Origin of the sequence: Rugamonas violacea (assembly GCF_016461825.1) — a bacterium.
Taxonomy (GTDB): Bacteria; Pseudomonadota; Gammaproteobacteria; order Burkholderiales; family Burkholderiaceae_D; genus Rugamonas.
The window spans coordinates 238,612-256,950 of sequence record NZ_JAEMNU010000083.1 but is presented as its reverse complement, the minus strand read 5'-3'; the positions used below and the strand labels follow the sequence as shown (position 1 = coordinate 256,950).

Here is an 18,339-nt window from a genome sequence, read left to right as displayed (position 1 = left end):
GCCACGCCCCGCGCCGGGCCGCAAGCCGGCCGGCGCGCGCGCGTCGCCGGCGACGGCGGCGGCGCAGCAGCCGGCGCGGCAGACCAGCGCAGGCGCCGATGCGCGCGGCGCGGAATCGAGCGGCGTTTTGGATCTGATGGCATTGCTGGCCGTGTTGGACGACGCCGGCGGCGATGGCGGCGGGGCGGGCGAACGTGGCGCGCCCGGCGATGGCGTGGCGGAGCGCGGCCCGGCCGGCAGCGGGCCGAGCGAGCGGCTAAGCGAGCGTCTGAGCATGTTGGCCGAAAGCGGTCTGGATCTGGATGCGCTGGCGATCCGCTTGCTGCCGCCGGGCGGCGACGACGGCATTTTCGAGGTGGTGCTGCCGAACGGGCAGAAGATGGGGGTGGCGGTGCATCTGCGTCAAGGCATGGCGCGTTTTCATCTGAGTCCCTTCGACGACAAATTGGGTGGACGGCTGCGCGCAAAAAAAATGGAACTACAAGGCCTGTTGGCGCGACATATGAACCGGGACGTGGAAGTGACGGTGTTGTAGCGCCGCCGCCGGGTTCCGTCCCGCGAACCCACCGGAGCAATCGGCCATGTCAGATATGGACGCACCCATCGCCCCTGCCACGGCAGTATCGACCCACACCGCGGCGGCACTGGCCCGTGTCGCAGTGAGCGCCGCACAGGCGGACTTGTCGCGCATGGTGGGGCGGGGTTGTTACGTCGCGCTGCCGACGCTAGGCGCCACGCTGCACTTGCGGGCGAGCGACGCAATGCCGCCGGACTGGTCCGACGCCTTGGTGTTGGCCGGGCCGTTCGGCGCGCTCGAACTGGCCCAGGGCGCGCGCCTGCTGCGTGCCCTGACGGGAATCGACTTGAGCGGCGAGGGCGACATCGATGCCGACGCCGAGCGCTGGAGCTGCATGCAGGCGGCCGTGTTGGGTCGGCTTGGCGGCACCCAGTTCGGCGACGCCGAGCGGATCCTGTCGGCACAGCCGACGCCGGACGACGCCCGCATCCTGCGCCTGACCGTGCAAACCGGCGCGCACGCCTTGCATACGTATGCGCGCGCCGGCGCGACCGACTGGCTGCGATGGTTGCAGCGCGGCGCGTGGACGCGGCGGCTGCTGCCCTTGTCGCGCCTGCTCGACTTGCCGCTGGAACTGGCCGTTCCGCTGGCCACCCATACCTTGCCGAGCCATGTCTGCCGCGCGCTGGCGCCCGGCGACGTCCTGCTGCCGGACACACCTTACTTTGGCTGCGCCGGCGAAGGGCGGTTGCGCATCGGCGCGCGCCACGCCCGCGTGCGCTTCCAGGCGCCTGGCGCCTTGCTCATTCTTGCCTTGGAGGGAAACATGGATTCAGATCAGATCAATATGCCATCGCCGCGCGAAGCCGGCGCGGAGGAATCAGCCATCGCGGCGGTCGACAGCGCCGCTGCCACCGACAACATGGCCACGGCGACGGCGACCGCCGCCGGCATGGGCGGCGGCGAGCCAGGCACTGGCGCCGGCGCCGCAAGCGAAAACGGCGGCGCCGATGGCATCGTCGCGGCGGACGGCGCAGACGGCGCGGACGGCATGGCGGCCGAGCTGGCGGCCGACGAACTGACCCCGCTCGACCTGCTGCCGCTGACGCTCAGTTTCGAACTGGGCCAACTGCGCCTGTCGCTGGGCGAGCTGCGCACGTTGGCGCCGGGCAGCGTGCTGTCCTGCGAGGGCGGCTCGCCGGCGGCGGTGGCGATCGTCGCGCGCGGCCGCCGTCTCGGCCTGGGCGAGGCGGTCGAGGTGGCCGGCCGGTTGGCCATCCGCGTTGTGCAATGGGGAGCGCAATAGTGGGTGGGCAGTTCGATGTCGTCTCCTTCGCCATCCTGCTGGGGATGTTGTCGCTGGTACCCTTCCTGGTGGTGACGACCACCTCCTTCCTGAAGATTTCGATGGTGCTGCTGATCCTGCGCAGCGCCACCGGCGTGCAGCAGGTGCCGCCGACGCTGGCGATCTACGGAATTTCGCTGGCGATGACGGTGTTCGTGATGGCGCCGACGGTGCAGGAGATCGGCAAGATCGCCGCCAACATCGAGGCCGGCCACGGCAGCCAGGCCAGGCCGGTGCTGGCCCAGGCGCAGGACGCCTTCGAGCCGCTGCGCGGCTTCATGCTCAAGCACAGCCGGCCCGACCAGCGCGAGCTGTTCCTCGCTTCGGCCAAAAAACTCTGGCCGAAAGAGGCCGCGCAGGGCGCCAAGGACAGCGACACGCTGGTGCTGATCCCCGCCTTCGTCGTCTCGGAGCTGCAAACCGGCTACGAGATCGGCTTCCTGCTCTACATCCCCTTCGTGGTGATCGATCTGCTGGTGTCGAACGTGTTGATGGCGCTGGGGATGCAGCAGGTCAGCCCGCAGACCATCACCATTCCGCTCAAGCTGCTGCTGTTCACCATGGTGGACGGCTGGGGCAAGCTGCTCAACGCGCTGGCGTTGTCCTATGCTTAGCCCGTGCATGCATAGCCCGCGCATGCCGGGGCCGCCGCGCGGCCGCAGCGGGGGAGGACCGCCATGACCGCCGACACCATCAACTTCTTCCAGCACGGCCTGTGGCTGGCGATCATGTTGTCGGCGCCGCCGCTGCTGATCGCCACCGTGTTCGGCGTGATCGTCTCGCTGGTGCAGGCGGTGACGCAGATCCAGGACCAGACCCTGCCCTACGTGGTCAAGCTGGTCTCGGTGGCGGTCACCATCACGGCGGTGGGGCGCTGGCTCGGCACCGAGCTGCTACAGCTGACCGACCTGGCGCTGACCATGATTCCCAATATCGGCCGCTGAGGAGACGCGAACATGCCGCCATCCCTGCTGCTTGACCTGCAAACGCTGCTGGTGACGATCGCCCTGATCACGCCGCGCACCGTGGTCTGCCTGACCATCCTGCCGGGCTTCAGTTTTCGCACGCTGACCGGCATGGCGCGCACCGGCGCCGCGCTGGCGGTGGCGTTGCCGGCCGCGCTGCCGACCTACGCCTTCGTGCAGCGCACGCCGCCCGACGTGTTCTTCGCCGGTATGCTGATCTTCAAGGAGGCCATTGTCGGCGGCATGCTGGGCATACTGCTGGCGATGCCGATCTGGGTGGTGCAGTCGATCGGCTCGATACTCGACAGCCAACGCTCGCCGATCCAGATCCAGGCCAACAACCAGTCGATGGACCAGGACGCCAGCGCGATCGGCGCCATGCTGGTGCAGGCGGTGGTGCTGTTGATGATACAGGCCGGCCTGTTCGTCGCGCTGGCGCGCATCCTGATCGAGAGCTATGGCAGTTGGGCCGTCTACGACCTGATGCCGCCGTTCGAGCCGGGCCACTTCGACGTGGTGATCAAGCGCTTCGGCGAGTTCCTCTGGCATGTGATGGTCTACGGCGGGCCGGTGCTGATTCCGTTGGTGATGGTCGATTTCGGCTTCGCCATGGTCGGCGTGTTCGCTTCCAACCTGCAGGTGTCGTTCGCCTCGTCGCCGATCAAGAGCCTGCTCGGCATGTTCATCCTGCTGGCCTATTGGCCGACGCTGTCGCACTACATCGGTGGCGACTTCGCCCACATGCTGGACCTGGCCGCCAGTCTGCTGCAGGTGAGCCCGAACCTGCGCACGCCGGCGCAGCTGTTGCCGTGAGCGACGACAAGACAGAACCGCCCAGCGAGAAGAAGCTGGAGGACGCGCGCGAGAAGGGCCAGGTGCCGGTCAGCCGCGACCTGGCGCGCCTGTGCACCTTGCTGGCGGTGGCGGAGATCTCCTTCGCCAGCGAGCCGCTGTGGTGCGAAGCGATTTTTTCGCTGTTCAATCTGTCCTTGATGCGGATCGGCCAGCCATTCCTGCCGGCGCTGGGCGAGTTGATGTCCTCGGTGACGCTGTTGCTGTTGGCGGTGTTTTTCCTGTTCTGGATCGTTTGCAGCCTGACGGCGGTGCTGGGGCACTGGGGCCAGTTCGGCGTGCTGATCTCGGGCGAGGCCATCGTGCCGAAGTTCGACAAACTCAATCCGGTCAACGGCATCAAGCAGTTGTTCGCCGTGAAGAAGCTGATCGAGCTGCTGCTGACGGTGTTCAAGGCCGTGCTGATCGGCTGGATCGTCTACAACCTGGTGCGCGACCAGCTGCCCTCGATCATCTCCCTGTCCGGCGGCGAGCCGAAGGACATCTTCCACGGCTTTATGACTTTGCTGCGCTCGGTGTTCCATACCCTGGTGGTGGTCTGCCTGTGCCTCGGCCTGGTCGACTACGGCATGCAGCTGCACTTCCACCTCAAGGGTTTGATGATGGACATGGAGGACATCAAGAAGGAATACAAGGAGTCGGAGGGTGATCCGATGGTCAAGGGGCAGCGCAAGCAGCTGGCGCGGGAACTGGCCATGTCGGGACCGACGGCCAAGACCGAGAAGGCGAACGCCGTGGTGGTCAATCCGACCCACTTCGCCGTCGCCTTGCTGTACGAGCCGGAGGCGGGCGGCGTGCCGCAGGTGCTGGCCAAGGGCAAGGACGAGCTGGCGCAGGCGATGATACGCCGCGCGCGCGAATGCGGCATTCCGGTGATCCGCCACGTCTGGCTGGCGCGCATGCTGTACGCCAGCTGCCGCGCCGACAGTCCGGTGCCGCGTGCCAGCTACGAGGCGGTGGCCTATGTGTATGCGGTGGTGGCCGAGTTGATCGCCGCCGACGACACCGGCCGCGAGGTCGAGCTGGAAAGCCTGGGCGAGCCGCCCGCCGGCCAGCGTCCCGGCGCGGTCTGAGCGGCGATGTTCAAGCTGTTCGACACCGGCCCCGCGCCGCGTCCAGCGCAGGCGCCAGCGGCAGCGCCTGTGGCAGCGGCAGCGGCAGCGGCAGCGGCAGCACGCCAGCCGCCGCCGCCGCGCACGGCACCGGGGCGGGGTGGTGGCGCGGCGGGCTTGGCGCCGGCCGATGCGGCGCCGGCGCCGGCGTCGACAGCGGCGGCGAAGAAGCGGCCGGCGCCGCTGCGCCCCGTCGACAGTATCGCCTGGCCGCGTGCGCTGGACAGCGCGATCGGCGCCGAGGCGCAACCGGCGGCGGCCGGTGTGGTGGGCAGCGAGGACCGCTTGTGGCATCTGGCGTTGGTGGCGGCGCCGGGCAGGCCGCTGCTGCGGGCGCCGGCGCCGGCGAAAAAGCAGGCCGGCAGCGTGGCGCGGCCGAAGTCGCGCGGCGAGTGCGAGCGGCGCTGCGGCGGCGTCGGCCGCTGCGACGCCGGCCACGCCGATGGTTGCGGCGGCGCGCTGTGCGCGGCGGACGCGACGAACGCGACGGACGACGCGGAGGTAGTGTGAGCGGATGGGCGCCTTGCGCTGCCGGACGGCGCGGCGGGAACTGTTTGGCGCCAGGCCCCACTTATCGCTGTAGCAAGCGTTTTTCTCGAATTTCAACCAGAGGAAGGAATGCATCATGGTTTCAAGCGTCAATAACAATTCCGGCAGCTATACCCCTGCCGACCACTCGTTCACGGAGGGCTTGAAGGGCAAGTCGAACGAGGACCTGCAGAAGATGTCGAAAGATCCAAAGCTGAGCACGGGCGAGAAAATGGCCGTGCTCGAAGAGCTGGCCAAGCGCACCGGCGAGGAGATGAAGGCCGAGGAGGCCGGTGGCGGCGGCGATCCCGCCGAGGGCGGCTCGGACGAGCTGGCGGAGCTGATGAAGAAGTTGAAAAACGGCACCATCACGCCGGAGGAGCTCGACAAGCTGGCCGGCATGATGAAAATGGACCCCAAGGACCTGGAGGCGGCCATGGGCGGCGGCGAGGACGACAAGGAAGAGAACCCCGACAACGTCTAAGTCCTTGAGGCCGGCGGCCGTGCCGGACCGGGGCCGGCCTCCTCGCGGAGACCGGCCCCGGCGCCGTTGGCGCGCCGCGGCGGGCCGTTCCGGCGCGATGGTAATAATTGTTGAGAAATATTTTCCGGCCGATTCAGTAGAATGCCTGCAAGGGGGCGCGGCCGGGCGCCGCCGGCCTTGCCCGGGCGCCGCGGGCGTGCGCGGTTTTTTGATCGTCGTCCCGTCTTCCGCGCCGGAGGCGGGCCACCCATCCAAGGCCCACCATGTCGAATGAAATCGTCGCCGCGCGCGACCTGCTGCAGGAAATAGTCGAACGGATCAACGCCGGCCAGACCTTTTCCGACATCCACCTGGAACAGGACGCGCCGGCCATGCTCAAGACGCCGCGCGGCTGGCAGCAGCTCGACCCGCGCCCGGTGCGGCGCGAGGAGATGCTGCCGATCCTGCGCGGCATCGACGCGGACTGGGAGGACAAGATCGTCGAGGGGGCGATCGACCGGCCGATGGTGCTCAGCTCCTGCCGGCTGCGTTGCAACGTCTACCGCCTGTCCTGCGGCGAGAAGGTGGCCGTGTCGATCCGCCGCCTGCCGCTGCAGCCGCTGGCGCTCGACAAGACCGGCCTGCCGCACTACGCCAAGACCCTGCTCGAAGCGAGCAAGGGCATCATCCTGGTGACCGGGCCGACCGGCTCGGGCAAGACCACCACCATCGCCGCCATGCTCGAGCACCTGAACGCGACGCGCAACGCCCACATCATCACCATCGAGGAGCCGATCGAGTACCAGCTGCAGCGGCGCCAGTCGATCATCTCGCAGAAGGAGGTGCCGACCGACACGGCCAGCTTCTCGGCCGGCCTGCGCGAGGCGCTGCGGCAGAAACCGGACATTTTGATGGTCGGCGAGATCCGCGACTTCGACACCGCCGACACCGTGCTGCACGCCGGCGAGTCGGGCCACCTGGTGCTGGCCACCATGCATACCAGCAGCGCCATGAGCGCGATCACCAAATTGCTGGCCTTCTTCTCGCCGGAGCAGCGCGCCCAGCGCGCCGCCACGTTGGCCAACGCGCTGATCGGCATCATTTATCAGAGTCTGCTGCCGACCGAGGCCGGCGACGAGTTCGTGCTGGCCAGCGAGATGATCTTCAACCACAACCAGCAGGCCGCGCCCTACATCGTCGACCCGGCCAAGACCCATTTGATGGCCGAGTTCCTGCGCCGCAAGGAGGACAACCTGTCGCGTGGTCTGAACGAGGTGCTGGCCCAGTTGGTGGCCAAGAAGACGGTCAACCCGAAGGACGCGATGCGCGCCGCCTACAACCGGCTGGAGTTGCACGACATGCTCAACAGCATGCGTTAGGGGAAGGGCTTGGCCGCGCTGCGGCGCGCGGCCGGCCTGGTGCGGCCGCTTGCGCGCCGCGCCAGGTCCGCCTATTACTGCATGTGTTTCTGAAGTTCAGCCTGATGTTCAGCCTGATGTCGTTTCTGCCGTTCGAGGGAGATCGCATTGCCCAGCTTCTTGAATTGAGGAAGGTTGTCGGTGGTTGCTTCACCTAAGATATCGCTGTGAGCCTGGTTGAATGTGGCGAGACTGTGTTTGTCCGCACGGCACCAGCTGATATCGGTCTGCAATTGTTCAAGTTTATTGTTGGGCCATTTGCTCAGTTCGGTGGCCGACATGCGCGGCGCCGGCGCAAGCTGCGCAGCGGCGAGCCGGGGCGCGGCAGGTGCCGCAGGTGCGGCAGCCGTATGGGCTGCGTGCTGCGCCGCTGCCGGTTTGGCCTGCTGAGCAGGTTCTTGTTCTTGCAACGCCTTGATTTGAGTCATGACGCTTGCGATGTGTATTTGAATGGCGTCTGAGGACTGTTGGGCCTGCTCCGTAGTCGAATTGGCGATTGTCGTTTCATGTTTCTCCGAGAAACCGGCTGACTGGGTCATCATCGGTTTGTCGGCGATGCCAAGCGCTGCGAAACATTCTTTCGCCGTACCACCGGGATTCTTCTTGATGAAACTAGCGATCTCGTCGTTGCGAATCGGCTGCGCAAGACGCCAGTTGCCGGACACACTATTATTGTTGTCCTCGTAGTCGCCGGCAGGTTGTATGCCCCGCGTCATGAAGGTTGCCATGGTCATCGGGACAGGCTGCGCAGGTGCTGATTTCGGGTTTTTTTGGAAGAATAAATTGAAGAACTGCTGGCGCATGACGCCGGCGCCGGACGTGTAGCGTTGTTGATTTCTCCTCTGCTCCGTTGATAAAGGCGTGGTGGTGGTCGCCTTTGGCGCGGCGCTGGCCTGCGTATCTGCCGAATTTTTTGGGTTGTTCGCCGAAATGGTGGCGCGGATGTTTGATAAAAGATTTGAGATCATGGTTTGGTCTGTCGAAAAGAGCTTGGGTCCGTCGGCAGGTGGTTTGGACCACCAGTTCTGTAGGGCAGCTTGTTGTGCCCCGGTCATGGGTGGCGCGGGTTTGGCCTGCGGTTCCCTGCCGCGCTTTGGCGGCATCGGCCGGTGCTTGGTTTATGGTAAGAATGGTGGAACGATTTACGTCGCATGCTCACCTATAAGGCATCGTTTGATAACGGAAAACAAGCATGAAAATGATCTTCAGTCAGGGCCAGCCGCTGTACCGCAAGGACCATCTGCTGCAACTGCGGGCGGCGCTGGAGTTGCCGTCCCACACGCTGGGCGAGGAGGGCCTGGTGTTCCTGATGGCCGCCGAGCGACGCGTGATGGTCTCCTACACCGACGGCGGCCACCTGTCGTTGATCTGCGAGGTGGGCTGGCTCGACGCCTTGCGCGCCAGCGGCTGGCGCGCGCTGTTGCTGCGCCTGTCGACGGTGCACGACTACGATTTCCCGATCAGCCTGCTGACGGTGGACGGCAAGCTGGCCCTGCTGTGGTGTGCCGACGCCCGCATGGAGACGACGGCCTGGCTGCGCCGCGCCGAGGACGCGCTGACCTGGTCCTTCGACATCCATACCAGGATCAACAACCACACCCTGTAGCGCGGCGGGCGGCCGCGACGGCCGCCAAGGAGAACAGCATGCTGATAAGCGGAACTGAATTGACGGGCCAATGTATAAGCCTTACTTATATGCACGCGACACCTGCGTTAAGCGCGTCATTCGCGCCGAGCCCTAGCCCTAGCCCTAGCCCGCTTCGGGGCCAGGGGCACGCCGACGCCGACGCCGACGCGGGCGTCGGCCGCTCCCGACAGCTGCAAGCCATCCGCGACTATGCCGCCGCAGCGGCCAACGCCACCGTCACCTGCGCCGCCAGCACTACTAGCACTACCAGCACCGCCTCTGCGCCGGCCGCCGCCATGGCGGGCTACACGGCGTTGGCCTCGGCGCCGGCGCTGGCTTTGCACCGGGCGGCGATGCTGCGCCTGCGGGCCGAGGCCGGCCACCATTGGACGGCGGCGCCCTGCGTGCCGGCGCCGGCACCGGCCGACTGAGGCCGGCGGCAATCCTGTCGCGCAGGCAAGTCTCCACGCGACTTCTGACGGCACCGGCGTTTGCCGGTATCATGTCGGCCTTCCCCTTGCTTGTCCCACCGCCCACGCCAACCCCGGCGCATCGGCGGCAGTGCCGGCCAAACAGGTACTGACACGTACTATTTCGCGAAACAATATGAACACTGAATTGACCCCGGCGTCCGCCACGACCACCGCCGCCGCCAGCACCGCCAACGCCACCTCTAACGCCGCCGCCATCCCCGGCCGGCGCATCTCCGTGGCGCCGATGATGGACTGGACCGACCGCCACTGCCGCGTGTTCCACCGCCAGATCAGCCGCCACACCTGGCTCTACACCGAGATGGTGACCACCGGCGCGCTGGTCTACGGCGACGTCGAGCGCCACCTGCGCTTCAACGACGAGGAGCACCCGGTCGCCCTGCAACTGGGCGGCAGCGACCCGGCCGACCTGGCCACCAGCGCCAAGCTGGGCGAGAAGTGGGGCTACGACGAGATCAACCTGAACTGCGGCTGCCCGTCCGAGCGGGTGCAGAAGGGCGCGTTCGGCGCCTGCCTGATGGCCGAGCCGCAACTGGTGGCCGACTGCGTCAAGGCGATGCGCGACGCCGTCAGCATCGACGTCACCGTCAAGCACCGCGTCGGCATCGACGACGGCGAGAGCTACGACTTCGTGCGCGACTTCGTCGGCACGGTGGCCGAGGCCGGCTGCCGCACCTTCATCGTGCACGCCCGCAACGCCATCCTGAAGGGCCTGTCGCCGAAGGAAAACCGCGAGGTGCCGCCGCTCAAATACGAGTTCGCCTACCAGCTCAAGCGCGACTTTCCTGACTTCGAAATCATCATCAACGGCGGCGTCAAGACGGCGGCCGAGATCGACGAACACCTGCGCCATATCGACGGCGTGATGCTGGGCCGCGAGGCCTACCACAACCCCTACCTGATGGCCGACTTCGACCGCCGCTATTACGGCGCCGAGACGGCGGTGGCCAGCCGCGAGCAGGTGCTCGAGGCGATGCTGCCCTACATCGAGGCGCAGCTGCGCCAGGAGGGCGGACGCGGCCTCAAGCTCAATTCGATCACCCGCCACATGCTGGGGCTGATGCAGGGCCTGCCGGGCGCGCGGGGTTTCCGCCAGACCTTGTCGGACTCGAAAAAACTGGCCGCCGGCGACGCCCGATTGTTGCTTGAGGCGGCGGCGCGACTGCGCCAAAGCACGTAAAAACCGGCCCGCGACAGTGCAAACCACGGCACTGTCGTTATTTCCACTAAGAAAGTTCGTTTGCGTAAAATTGAGGCAGGAAATGCTTGCTTTGAGGCAAAACTTGCATCTATAATTTCAGAATATACACACATATCCACCGTTCCCAGATTGTGTATGCGACGTAGAAACTACACGTAAGCTGCTGGTGGGGCCGCTTATTTTGCATTCGCAGTCATTGTTTGCTACTGTACATAGATATTGCCTAGCAACAAGGGCCGGTGGGGCGCTTCGTGCACAAGACGACGGCATTCCAAGGCACTTTTATCAATTGTGTCACTTACGAAGAGACGAAATGAATTTAGCAAAAATGAAGGTGGGCACACGTCTGGGCCTCGGATTCGCGCTGGTCCTGGTCTTTCTGGTTGCCGTCACGGTGGTGGGTATCGCCCGCATGTCGCAGATCCAGGACCGGCTCGACCACGTGGTCGGCGTCAACAACGTGGTGACCCGCCTGGTGCTCGACATGCGCACCAACGTCAACGACCGCATCACCGCGCTGCGCATCCTGACCCTGATGAGCGATGCCAGCGACATGGAAAAAGACATGGCCCGCATCAAGGATCTGGCCGGCAAATACGCCGACACGCAGAAGAAGCTGAGCGACCAGTTCGCGCTGGAATCGACGGCCGAAGAGAAGGCGCTGCTGGCCCAGATCAAGGAATTGGACGCGGCCGCCATACCGGCCATCGCCAAGGCGTCCGAGCTGTGGATGGCCAACCAGGCGATGGATGCCACCAAGGTGCTGATCAAGGAAATCCGTCCGGTGCAAACCAAGTGGATGACCGCGCTGGACCAGCTCGCCACCCTGGAAGAAAAACTCAACGCCCAGGTGCAGACCGAGGCCGCCGAAGGTTTCGGTAGCGCCCGCACCTTCATGATCCTGCTCGGCGCGCTGGCCGTCGTCATCAGCGTCGCCGCCGCCATCGTCATCACCCGTGGCCTGCTCAAGCAGCTCGGCGGCGAGCCCGACTACACCGCCAGCATCGCCGGCGCCATCGCCAACGGCGACCTGTCGATCGTCATCGACACCGACGTCAGCGACAAGGACAGCCTGCTGGCCGAGATGAAGGAAATGCGCGACAGTCTGGTCGATATCGTTGGCCAGGTGCGCACCGGCACCGAAACCATCGGCACCGCCTCGCGCGAGATCGCCGCCGGCAACATCGACCTGTCGTCGCGCACCGAGATGCAGGCCAGCTCGCTGGAAAAAACCGCCTCGGCGATGGAAGAGTTGACCTCGACCGTGAAACAGAACGCCGACAACGCCCGCGAGGCCAACCAGTTGGCCGCCACCGCTTCGGACGTGGCCCGCAAGGGTGGCGCCGTGGTGTCGCAGGTGGTTGACACGATGAGCTCGATCGACGCTTCGGCCAAGAAGATCGTCGACATCATCGGCGTGATCGACGGCATCGCCTTCCAGACCAACATCCTGGCGCTGAACGCCGCCGTCGAGGCGGCCCGTGCCGGCGAACAAGGCCGCGGCTTCGCCGTGGTGGCGTCGGAAGTGCGCAACCTGGCCCAGCGTTCGGCCGGCGCGGCGAAGGAAATCAAGATGCTGATCGACGACTCGGTGGAAAAAGTCGGCGCCGGCACCAAGCTGGTCGGCCAGGCCGGCGTGACCATGGACGAGGTGGTCGCCAGTGTGGCCCGCGTCACCGACATCATGAGCGAGATCGCCAACGCCAGCCAGGAACAGAGCGCCGGCATCGAACAGGTCAACGTGTCGATCATCGAGATGGACAGCATGACCCAGCAAAACGCGGCACTGGTGGAACAGGCCGCCGCCGCCGCCCAGAGCCTGCAGGACCAAGCCTCGGAACTGGCCCGCGTGGTCAGCATCTTCAAGCTGGTCGAAGGCGAACAGCGCGTCGCGCCGGCCGTCTCGGCGATGGCCAGCGCGCCGGTGCGCAGCATCGCGCCGCGTGCGCCGCAGAAGAAACTGGCACCCGCCATGATCGCCCGCCCGGCCGCCAAAGCCGCCGCCAAGCCGGCGCCACGCAAGGCCGCCGCCAGCAGCGCGGCCGCCAGCGACGAGTGGGAAGAGTTCTAATCGTCCCGCCGGCCGCCTGCGGGCGGCCGGCCAGCAATCGTTCAGCAATCGTTCGGCAATATTCAACAAATTTCAGCATCAAGTAAGTAGGGGTCGCGTTACGGCGCGGCGGACAGCGTGTTTTTAAAAATAAGTGAAAAATTGTAAAATGAATAAGATTTCGATCAGCACCATCGCATTTACCCTCCTGAGCACCGGCGCCAGCGCCTTCGCCGCCGAAGTGCCGGCCTCCTTCGATGCCAAGAATTGCCGCGCCGAATATCCGAAAGCGTCGTTGATGAACGAAGAGCAGGGCAATGTGTCGATGGCTTTCCTGGTCGCCGCCGACGGCAGCGTGATGGAATCGAAAGTGGAAAAATCGAGCGGCTTCAAGAACCTCGACAAGGCCGCCGTGAAGGCGATCAGCGCCTGCAAATTCAAGCCGGGCACCAAGGACGGCGCGGTCGCGCAAACCTGGGCGAAGGTCGATTACGCCTGGAAACTGTAATTCATTTCATCGGCAGCACGGAACTCGTCTAAAAATACTTGGGGAAATCAAATGTCTACAAATAAGCGTTGGTTGAGTGTGGTCGCAGCGGTGCTCGTCATGGGCGCGCCTGCAGCGTTCGCCGCCGAGGTGCCGGCGAGTTTCGATTCGAAGAATTGCAAGGCCGAGTATCCCAAGGCTTCGCTGATGAACGAAGAGCAGGGCACCGTCTCGATGATGTTCCTGGTCAAGGCCGACGGCACCGTGGCCGACTCCAAGGTCGAGAAGTCGAGCGGCTTCAAGGGCTTGGACAAGGCCGCCATCAAGGCCTTGAGCGCGTGCAAGTTCAAGCCGGGCACCAAGGACGGCGCCGCCGCCGAAACCTGGACCAAGGTCGACTACGCCTGGAAGCTGGACTGATTCAGACATGGCGGCCGCCCGGCCGCCAGCGGCGCGGCCGAGCTTGGCCGCCGCCGGCCTTGCCCGGTTGCGCACGCCATTCCCCCTCGTTAGCCCTCCCTCCTTAGTTTTTCTCTCGCCAAGCCCTTCGGTTCCTGCGGCATGCCGGTCCTTTGCCGCCCCGTTTGCAGGCACTTTTGCCGCCCCAATGTAGCGCCAGCCCCATGTATGTAACAAGCTGTAAATCTGCGGCGAAGCGCGCGCGGATTCCCTATAGTATTCTGTGGGAATAGGAGATTCGATCATGAAGAAAATGATATTCGCATTGGCCGCCGTGGGGGTGCTGAGCGGTTGCGCTGTCGTGCCGGCCGGCCCGGTGTACTACAGCGCCCGCGCGCCGCAGAATTACGACCCCTACCAGTGGCACACCGTGGCGGAGGAGCCGCAGCGCGCTTCGCGTGTCGAGTACAGCAACGAGCCGGTGTACGAGTCGCGCACGGTGTATGTGCAGCAACCCGTCTACGTGCAGCAGCCGGTGTACGCCGCGCCGTCTTATTACTATCCGCCGGTGTCGATCGGTCTCGATTTCGTCTTCGGCAACCGGTGTTGCGGCTGGGGCGGCCGGGGACGCTACGGTTACGGCCACGGTCACGGCCGCCGCTGACCAGGGCTTTTTCATCCCGCATAAAGCAATGCCCGCTGCCGTCTTTCGGCGCAGCGGGCATTGTTGTCTGTGGGGTAGCTTGCTGTGTGGATGAATTAATGAATGAAGAACAGGGCGGCGTCGTTCAGCACTTCCGCCGAGCACAGCAGGTAGGTCGAGCCGCCGGTCAGTCCCAGCACCAGCGCGCCGTATGACACCGGGATACAGCGGGGGAGAAAGCGGGTTAAGCGAGCCATGGCGTACTCCTGATCTGGCCCCGCAGGCAAAGTGCGGGGGTAGTCATCAGCATAGCCGCTCGAATAAGCTTGTTGTATCGGCAAAAAGTCCGAACGCTTGTAGGACAAGCGCCCGACGATGCGATTGGCCGGGTTATTTACGCCACTGCACGATGGCCTCGGCCGGCGCCGTGTCGAGGGCGTTCGACACGCTGAGCCATTGCTGCAGCCGGTCCGGCAGCTTGAGGTTGATGCCGCGACCGTCGATGATACCGATCTGCTCGACCATCTTGGCATCCATCTTCGCCTTCGACACGGTGGGCGCGCCCATGACCATGCGGTCGTAGGCCTTGCGCGCCTTGTTTTCCCATTTGTGCAGGCTGCTGTCCTCGAAGCGGTTGGCCTCGAAATAGATGGTCAGCGAGCCGTCCGGGTTGCCGTAGCCGACGATGCCGGCGCCCTTGCGGATGGTGGTGGTGTTTTCCAGGTCGAAGGAGCCGGTCGGCACGAAGACGCCGGCGCGGCCGTCGGTGTCGGGCCGGCCGACGGGCGTGTCCTTGCCGTAGGTGCTCACTTCGGTGATGTTTTTTTCTTGAGCCATGTCCTGATCTGGCCGCAATTCCGGGCGGACGCGGCGTTCCTGTTCGATAAATAGTGGGAGGCGGATACGCGTTGCGGCACAGCGCAACGCCGATCCCCATTGTAGCGGGAATCTAGTTCCACTTGGAAACGTTTATACACTTTTATTCAAACGAAAAAAATGCCGCCCAGCGCTAGCTGGACGGCATTCCGGGCGCCGCTGTTATTGTGTTCAGGCGGTTTTTTTGCGGCGCGCGACGAAGCCGACAATGCCCAGGCCCAGCAGCATCATGGCGTAGGTTTCCGGTTCCGGCACAGCTGCCGTCACAGAAACGTTATCCAGGTAGGAGCCGTAGGTCGGCGAGCTGACCGGACCCAACGATTCAAATTTCAGTTCGGTGCTGGCGCCGGCCGCGTGCAGGCCGGACAGGGTGAACACACTCCAGCTGTTGTTGACCTGGCCGATCAGCGGGCTGGCGTTGAGCAGCTGGCCGCCCCAGTAGACGTTCATCGAGCTGGTGGCGCCGTTGGCCGTGTCGGGCCGGCCGGAGTAGGCGAACGACAGGGTGTAGCTGGCCAGGCCGGCGGTGCTGACGTCCTGCTTGACGGTGGTCAGCTGGTCGGTGTTCAGTTCCAGGTATTGCTGGCCGTCGGCGGCGTGGCTGTTGAAGCCGCCGTAGCCGCCATGCGCGCCGTCGGTCTGGATCTCGAAGGCGGAGTTGCCGCCGGCCGAGGAGGTCCAACCCGGCACCGCGCCGAGCGGGGTCCAGGCGGTGTTGATCAGCGGTGCTTCAAAGCTGCCGTTGACGACCAGGTTGCCGCTGGCGTTGGCGGCGCCGGCGGCGACGAGGAGGGTTGCTGCGGCAAGGCGGATGAAGGAGGTGCGCATGAGAAGATCCCGATGTGAGTTGTTTTAGATAAACATATATTGCTTTTCAATACCTAAATGTTACCACTGGAAACTCTCAAAAACTCACCTTGATGAAAATATTTATTTCAATTGTGATATCGAAACATTTCTTTTTATCATTAAATTGTTGTGCGGGAATAATGCGCTGCGCTCGCCTTAATCAAGTGGAAATGTTTTCGGGGCGCCGTATCGGTGGGTTTTCCCTATGAAAACAGGGGGATGTGGCGCCGTCCGGCCGGGCCGGCGCGGGGCGGCAGCTCGGCCAATTGCAATGGAGAATTTTTGTGACGCGGCGCGCTCGGCTGTGGTTTTTTTGCCGGCGCGGCTCAGGCGGCGTTCATCCGTTGGCGCAAGGCCTGCACATGGCGCTCGCTGACCGGCACCCGCGCGCCGCTGCGCAGGCTCAGCTCGTAATTGCCGTCGCCCAGCACGGCCAGCGCCCGCACCTGGTCGACACGGACGATGGCGCCGCGATGCACGCGGAGGAAGTGGCGCGGGTCGAGGTGGCGCTCCAGCTGACCGATCGGCACGCGGTGGAGCACCTGGCGGCCGGCCAGGTGCAGTTCGACGTAGTTGCCGGCCGCGCCTATCCAGTGCACCTGGTCGAGCTGGATGCATTCGATGCGGCCGATCGAGCGCACGCTGAGCTGCTGCCAGTGCGCCGCCGCCACCGCCACGGCCGGATGGTCCGCGCCCGTCTGCGCCGCCTGCCGCGCCGCGTCCTGCGCCGCCAGGAAGGCGCGCACCGCCTGGCCGTAGGCGGCGCGCTGGCGCTGCGCCAGCATGGCCTCGGCGCGCTCCAGCGCCTGCGCCAGGCGCAGGTCGTCGATAGGCTTGAGTAGATAGTCGAGGGCGTGCACCTCGAAGGCCTCGATGGCGTAGGCGTTGAAGGCGGTGACGAAAACCAGCAGCGGCGGTTCGGCCTGTTGACACAGCTCGCGCGCCAGGGCCAGCCCGTTCTCTTGCGGCAACTGCACGTCGAGCAGCACCAGGTCGACCGCTTGCGTCGCCAGCAGCGTGCGCGCCGCCGCCACGCTGGCGCACTCGCCGGCCAGCTGCCAGCGCGGATGCTCGGCCAGCGCGTAGCGCAGGTTGACGCGGCCCGGTTCCTCGTCGTCGACGATCAGCGCGCGCAGCGGCGGCGTGGCCGTTGCCGCCGCCGCCATGTCCGGCACGGCGGCGTTGATGCCGGCGGCGTCGGCGCCAAGTGCGGCCGTTGCGGTATGCGGCGCGGCGGCGCTCATGCCGGCAGCGCCAGTGGCAGGCGTAGTTCGACGCGGAAGCGGCCGGCGTCCACGCTGGTGCGCAGCGTGGCGAGCGGGCCGAAGGCCAGTTGCAGGCTGGCCTCGGTGTGGCGCAGGCCCAAGCCCAGGCCGGGGTTGCTGCCGTGGGCGGCCGCCAGCGGATTGCAAATGCTCACGGCCAGCTGGCGCTCCTCGGTGTGGAAGCGCAGACGGATGTCGCTGGCCTCGGTGTGGCAATCGAGGTCGTGGCGCAGGGCGTTCTCCACCAGCGGTTGCAGCAGCAGCGGCGGGCAGGCGATGGCGCCGATGCGCGCGTCGACGCCCTCGATGTTGACGCGCAGACGGGTGCCGTAGCGCAGCTGTTGCAGCGCAAGGTAGTCGCGCACGAAGGCCAGTTCCTCGTCGACGCTGACCCAGTCGCGGTCGGCGGCGGTGAGGGCGTAGCGCAGCAACGCGCTGAGGCGGTTGATGCCGGCCAGCGCCACCTTCTTGTCGTCCGAGCGCACCAGCGCGCTGATGGCGTTGAGGGCGTTGAACATGAAGTGCGGTTCGAGCTGGCCGCGCAGGGCCAGCATGCGCTGCTGCTCCAGTTCCAGTTTGAGGCGCAGGTTGTCGGTCTCCGCCTGCCCCAAGGCCTGCTGATCGGCCTTGCCCTGGCGCCAAATGCTCAAGGCGATCTGTGCGCCGATGCTGCCGCAGGTGAGGGCGACGTCGACGAACCAGTTGAACTTGTGGATGCTGGCCAGCGCCTTGAGCATGCGTTCGAGGTGCAGCGCGCGGCCGGCCAGCAGCACGTTGTAGGTGGTCTCGTACATCACGTCGAGCGGGAAGAAGATCAGCAGCGTGGCGGCGAACACCAGCGCGATACGCCGCGGCCGCGCCAGCAGCGCCGGCCAGCGCGTGAACAGCGCGTGCAGCAGGCAGCACAACAGCACCTGCGCCATGGTGCAGCGCCACCAGGCGAAGAAGTCGGTGGCGTAGGAGTTGCCGACGCCGGTGCGCAGCGTGGCGCTGTAGGACGAGGCGGCGCCGAGCGCGCTCAACACCCCCCAGACCAGCAGGTTGATGGCCAGCAGGCGCAGCATCTGGCGCCCGTCGGGCCAGCGCGTCGCGATGGTGGTGGCGGCGGTCGGCGCGCTCGGTGTGGCCATTGGGCCGGCGCTGCCGAACATGTCGACGGTGGCGGCATGGGTGGGGTTCATGGGCGCCAAGTATAGCAGCGGCGCGATGCCGCCACGGCGGCACTGTCCCGCCGATCCGGGCTTTCGTCAC

The 18,339-nt window shown here is 65.6% G+C and carries 22 protein-coding genes; 16 read left to right on the top strand and 6 right to left on the bottom strand.

Going from position 1 to position 18,339, the window contains the following annotated elements; genetic code table 11:
• From H7U20_RS17190 to H7U20_RS17150, 9 genes are all read left to right on the top strand, one after another.
• Positions 1–535, top strand: a 535-nt coding sequence (locus tag H7U20_RS17190; RefSeq protein ID WP_199760352.1) for a hypothetical protein, incomplete at its 5' end; no start/stop codon positions are given.
• Positions 536–581: 46 nt separating this feature from the next.
• On the top strand, positions 582–1,823 hold the full coding sequence (locus H7U20_RS17185) for a FliM/FliN family flagellar motor switch protein (RefSeq protein ID WP_199760351.1): 1,242 nt from the start codon (positions 582–584) through the stop codon (positions 1,821–1,823).
• Positions 1,820–2,476 (top strand): type III secretion system export apparatus subunit SctR, encoded by a 657-nt coding sequence (sctR, locus tag H7U20_RS17180; RefSeq protein WP_370593171.1) that lies wholly within the window; start codon positions 1,820–1,822, stop codon positions 2,474–2,476. Before H7U20_RS17185 ends, sctR begins: the two co-directional genes overlap by 4 nt.
• 63 nt (positions 2,477–2,539) lie before the next feature.
• Positions 2,540–2,806 carry a type III secretion system export apparatus subunit SctS gene (sctS, locus tag H7U20_RS17175; protein WP_199760349.1) on the top strand — a complete coding sequence of 89 codons (267 nt, stop codon included), beginning with the start codon at positions 2,540–2,542 and terminating at the stop codon, positions 2,804–2,806.
• A 12-nt stretch (positions 2,807–2,818) separates the two neighbouring features.
• A complete protein-coding gene (locus H7U20_RS17170) occupies positions 2,819–3,640 on the top strand; it encodes an EscT/YscT/HrcT family type III secretion system export apparatus protein (RefSeq protein WP_199760348.1) in 822 nt (273 codons plus the stop codon).
• Positions 3,637–4,752 carry a type III secretion system export apparatus subunit SctU gene (gene sctU, locus H7U20_RS17165; protein ID WP_199760347.1) on the top strand — a complete coding sequence of 372 codons (1,116 nt, stop codon included), beginning with the start codon at positions 3,637–3,639 and terminating at the stop codon, positions 4,750–4,752. The genes H7U20_RS17170 and sctU overlap by 4 nt, the downstream gene beginning before the upstream one ends.
• Positions 4,753–4,908: 156 nt before the next feature.
• The gene (locus H7U20_RS17160) at positions 4,909–5,301 is read left to right on the top strand and encodes a hypothetical protein (RefSeq protein ID WP_199760346.1); all 393 of its coding nucleotides are present in this window, start codon (positions 4,909–4,911) and stop codon (positions 5,299–5,301) included.
• A gap of 115 nt (positions 5,302–5,416) precedes the next feature.
• Positions 5,417–5,803 (top strand): hypothetical protein, encoded by a 387-nt coding sequence (locus H7U20_RS17155; protein WP_199760345.1) that lies wholly within the window; start codon positions 5,417–5,419, stop codon positions 5,801–5,803.
• A 263-nt stretch (positions 5,804–6,066) separates the two neighbouring features.
• Positions 6,067–7,161: a type IV pilus twitching motility protein PilT gene (locus H7U20_RS17150; protein ID WP_199760344.1), complete on the top strand. Its 1,095-nt coding sequence runs from the start codon at positions 6,067–6,069 to the stop codon at positions 7,159–7,161.
• Between the two features lie 74 nt (positions 7,162–7,235).
• Here the strand turns inward: H7U20_RS17150 and H7U20_RS17145 are convergent, their stop codons facing one another.
• Positions 7,236–8,255, bottom strand: coding sequence for a hypothetical protein (locus H7U20_RS17145; protein ID WP_199760343.1), 1,020 nt, complete (start codon positions 8,253–8,255; stop codon positions 7,236–7,238).
• A 137-nt stretch (positions 8,256–8,392) separates the two neighbouring features.
• Between H7U20_RS17145 and H7U20_RS17140 the strand changes: the two genes are divergently transcribed.
• The 7 genes from H7U20_RS17140 to H7U20_RS17110 all read left to right on the top strand — a co-directional run bounded on the left by H7U20_RS17140 (position 8,393) and on the right by H7U20_RS17110 (position 14,119).
• Entirely contained in the window at positions 8,393–8,806 is a 414-nt protein-coding gene (locus H7U20_RS17140) for a hypothetical protein (protein ID WP_199760342.1), read from the top strand.
• Between the two features lie 89 nt (positions 8,807–8,895).
• Positions 8,896–9,258, top strand: a complete 363-nt coding sequence (locus H7U20_RS17135; protein ID WP_199760341.1) for a hypothetical protein — start codon at positions 8,896–8,898, stop codon at positions 9,256–9,258.
• Positions 9,259–9,433: 175 nt separating this feature from the next.
• Positions 9,434–10,498 carry a tRNA dihydrouridine(20/20a) synthase DusA gene (gene dusA / locus H7U20_RS17130; RefSeq protein WP_199760340.1) on the top strand — a complete coding sequence of 355 codons (1,065 nt, stop codon included), beginning with the start codon at positions 9,434–9,436 and terminating at the stop codon, positions 10,496–10,498.
• Between the two features lie 334 nt (positions 10,499–10,832).
• On the top strand, positions 10,833–12,590 hold the full coding sequence (locus tag H7U20_RS17125; RefSeq protein WP_233410825.1) for a methyl-accepting chemotaxis protein: 1,758 nt from the start codon (positions 10,833–10,835) through the stop codon (positions 12,588–12,590).
• A 148-nt stretch (positions 12,591–12,738) separates the two neighbouring features.
• The gene (locus H7U20_RS17120; protein ID WP_199760339.1) at positions 12,739–13,077 is read left to right on the top strand and encodes an energy transducer TonB; all 339 of its coding nucleotides are present in this window, start codon (positions 12,739–12,741) and stop codon (positions 13,075–13,077) included.
• A gap of 51 nt (positions 13,078–13,128) precedes the next feature.
• Positions 13,129–13,476 carry an energy transducer TonB gene (locus tag H7U20_RS17115; RefSeq protein WP_199760338.1) on the top strand — a complete coding sequence of 116 codons (348 nt, stop codon included), beginning with the start codon at positions 13,129–13,131 and terminating at the stop codon, positions 13,474–13,476.
• 283 nt (positions 13,477–13,759) lie between these two features.
• The gene (locus H7U20_RS17110) at positions 13,760–14,119 is read left to right on the top strand and encodes a membrane lipoprotein lipid attachment site-containing protein (protein ID WP_199760337.1); all 360 of its coding nucleotides are present in this window, start codon (positions 13,760–13,762) and stop codon (positions 14,117–14,119) included.
• A 95-nt stretch (positions 14,120–14,214) separates the two neighbouring features.
• Here H7U20_RS17110 and H7U20_RS17105 read toward each other — a convergent pair whose 3' ends face one another.
• The 5 genes from H7U20_RS17105 to H7U20_RS17085 all read right to left on the bottom strand — a co-directional run bounded on the left by H7U20_RS17105 (position 14,215) and on the right by H7U20_RS17085 (position 18,269).
• Positions 14,215–14,355, bottom strand: a complete 141-nt coding sequence (locus tag H7U20_RS17105; RefSeq protein WP_199760336.1) for a hypothetical protein — start codon at positions 14,353–14,355, stop codon at positions 14,215–14,217.
• A gap of 133 nt (positions 14,356–14,488) precedes the next feature.
• Positions 14,489–14,935 (bottom strand): hypothetical protein, encoded by a 447-nt coding sequence (locus H7U20_RS17100; protein ID WP_199760335.1) that lies wholly within the window; start codon positions 14,933–14,935, stop codon positions 14,489–14,491.
• Between the two features lie 210 nt (positions 14,936–15,145).
• Entirely contained in the window at positions 15,146–15,802 is a 657-nt protein-coding gene (locus H7U20_RS17095) for an FxDxF family PEP-CTERM protein (protein ID WP_199760334.1), read from the bottom strand.
• Between the two features lie 347 nt (positions 15,803–16,149).
• Positions 16,150–17,067 carry a LytR/AlgR family response regulator transcription factor gene (locus tag H7U20_RS17090; RefSeq protein ID WP_233410824.1) on the bottom strand — a complete coding sequence of 306 codons (918 nt, stop codon included), beginning with the start codon at positions 17,065–17,067 and terminating at the stop codon, positions 16,150–16,152.
• Positions 17,064–18,269, bottom strand: coding sequence for a sensor histidine kinase (locus tag H7U20_RS17085; RefSeq protein WP_233410823.1), 1,206 nt, complete (start codon positions 18,267–18,269; stop codon positions 17,064–17,066). The genes H7U20_RS17090 and H7U20_RS17085 overlap by 4 nt, the downstream gene beginning before the upstream one ends.
• Positions 18,270–18,339: the final 70 nt, after the last annotated feature.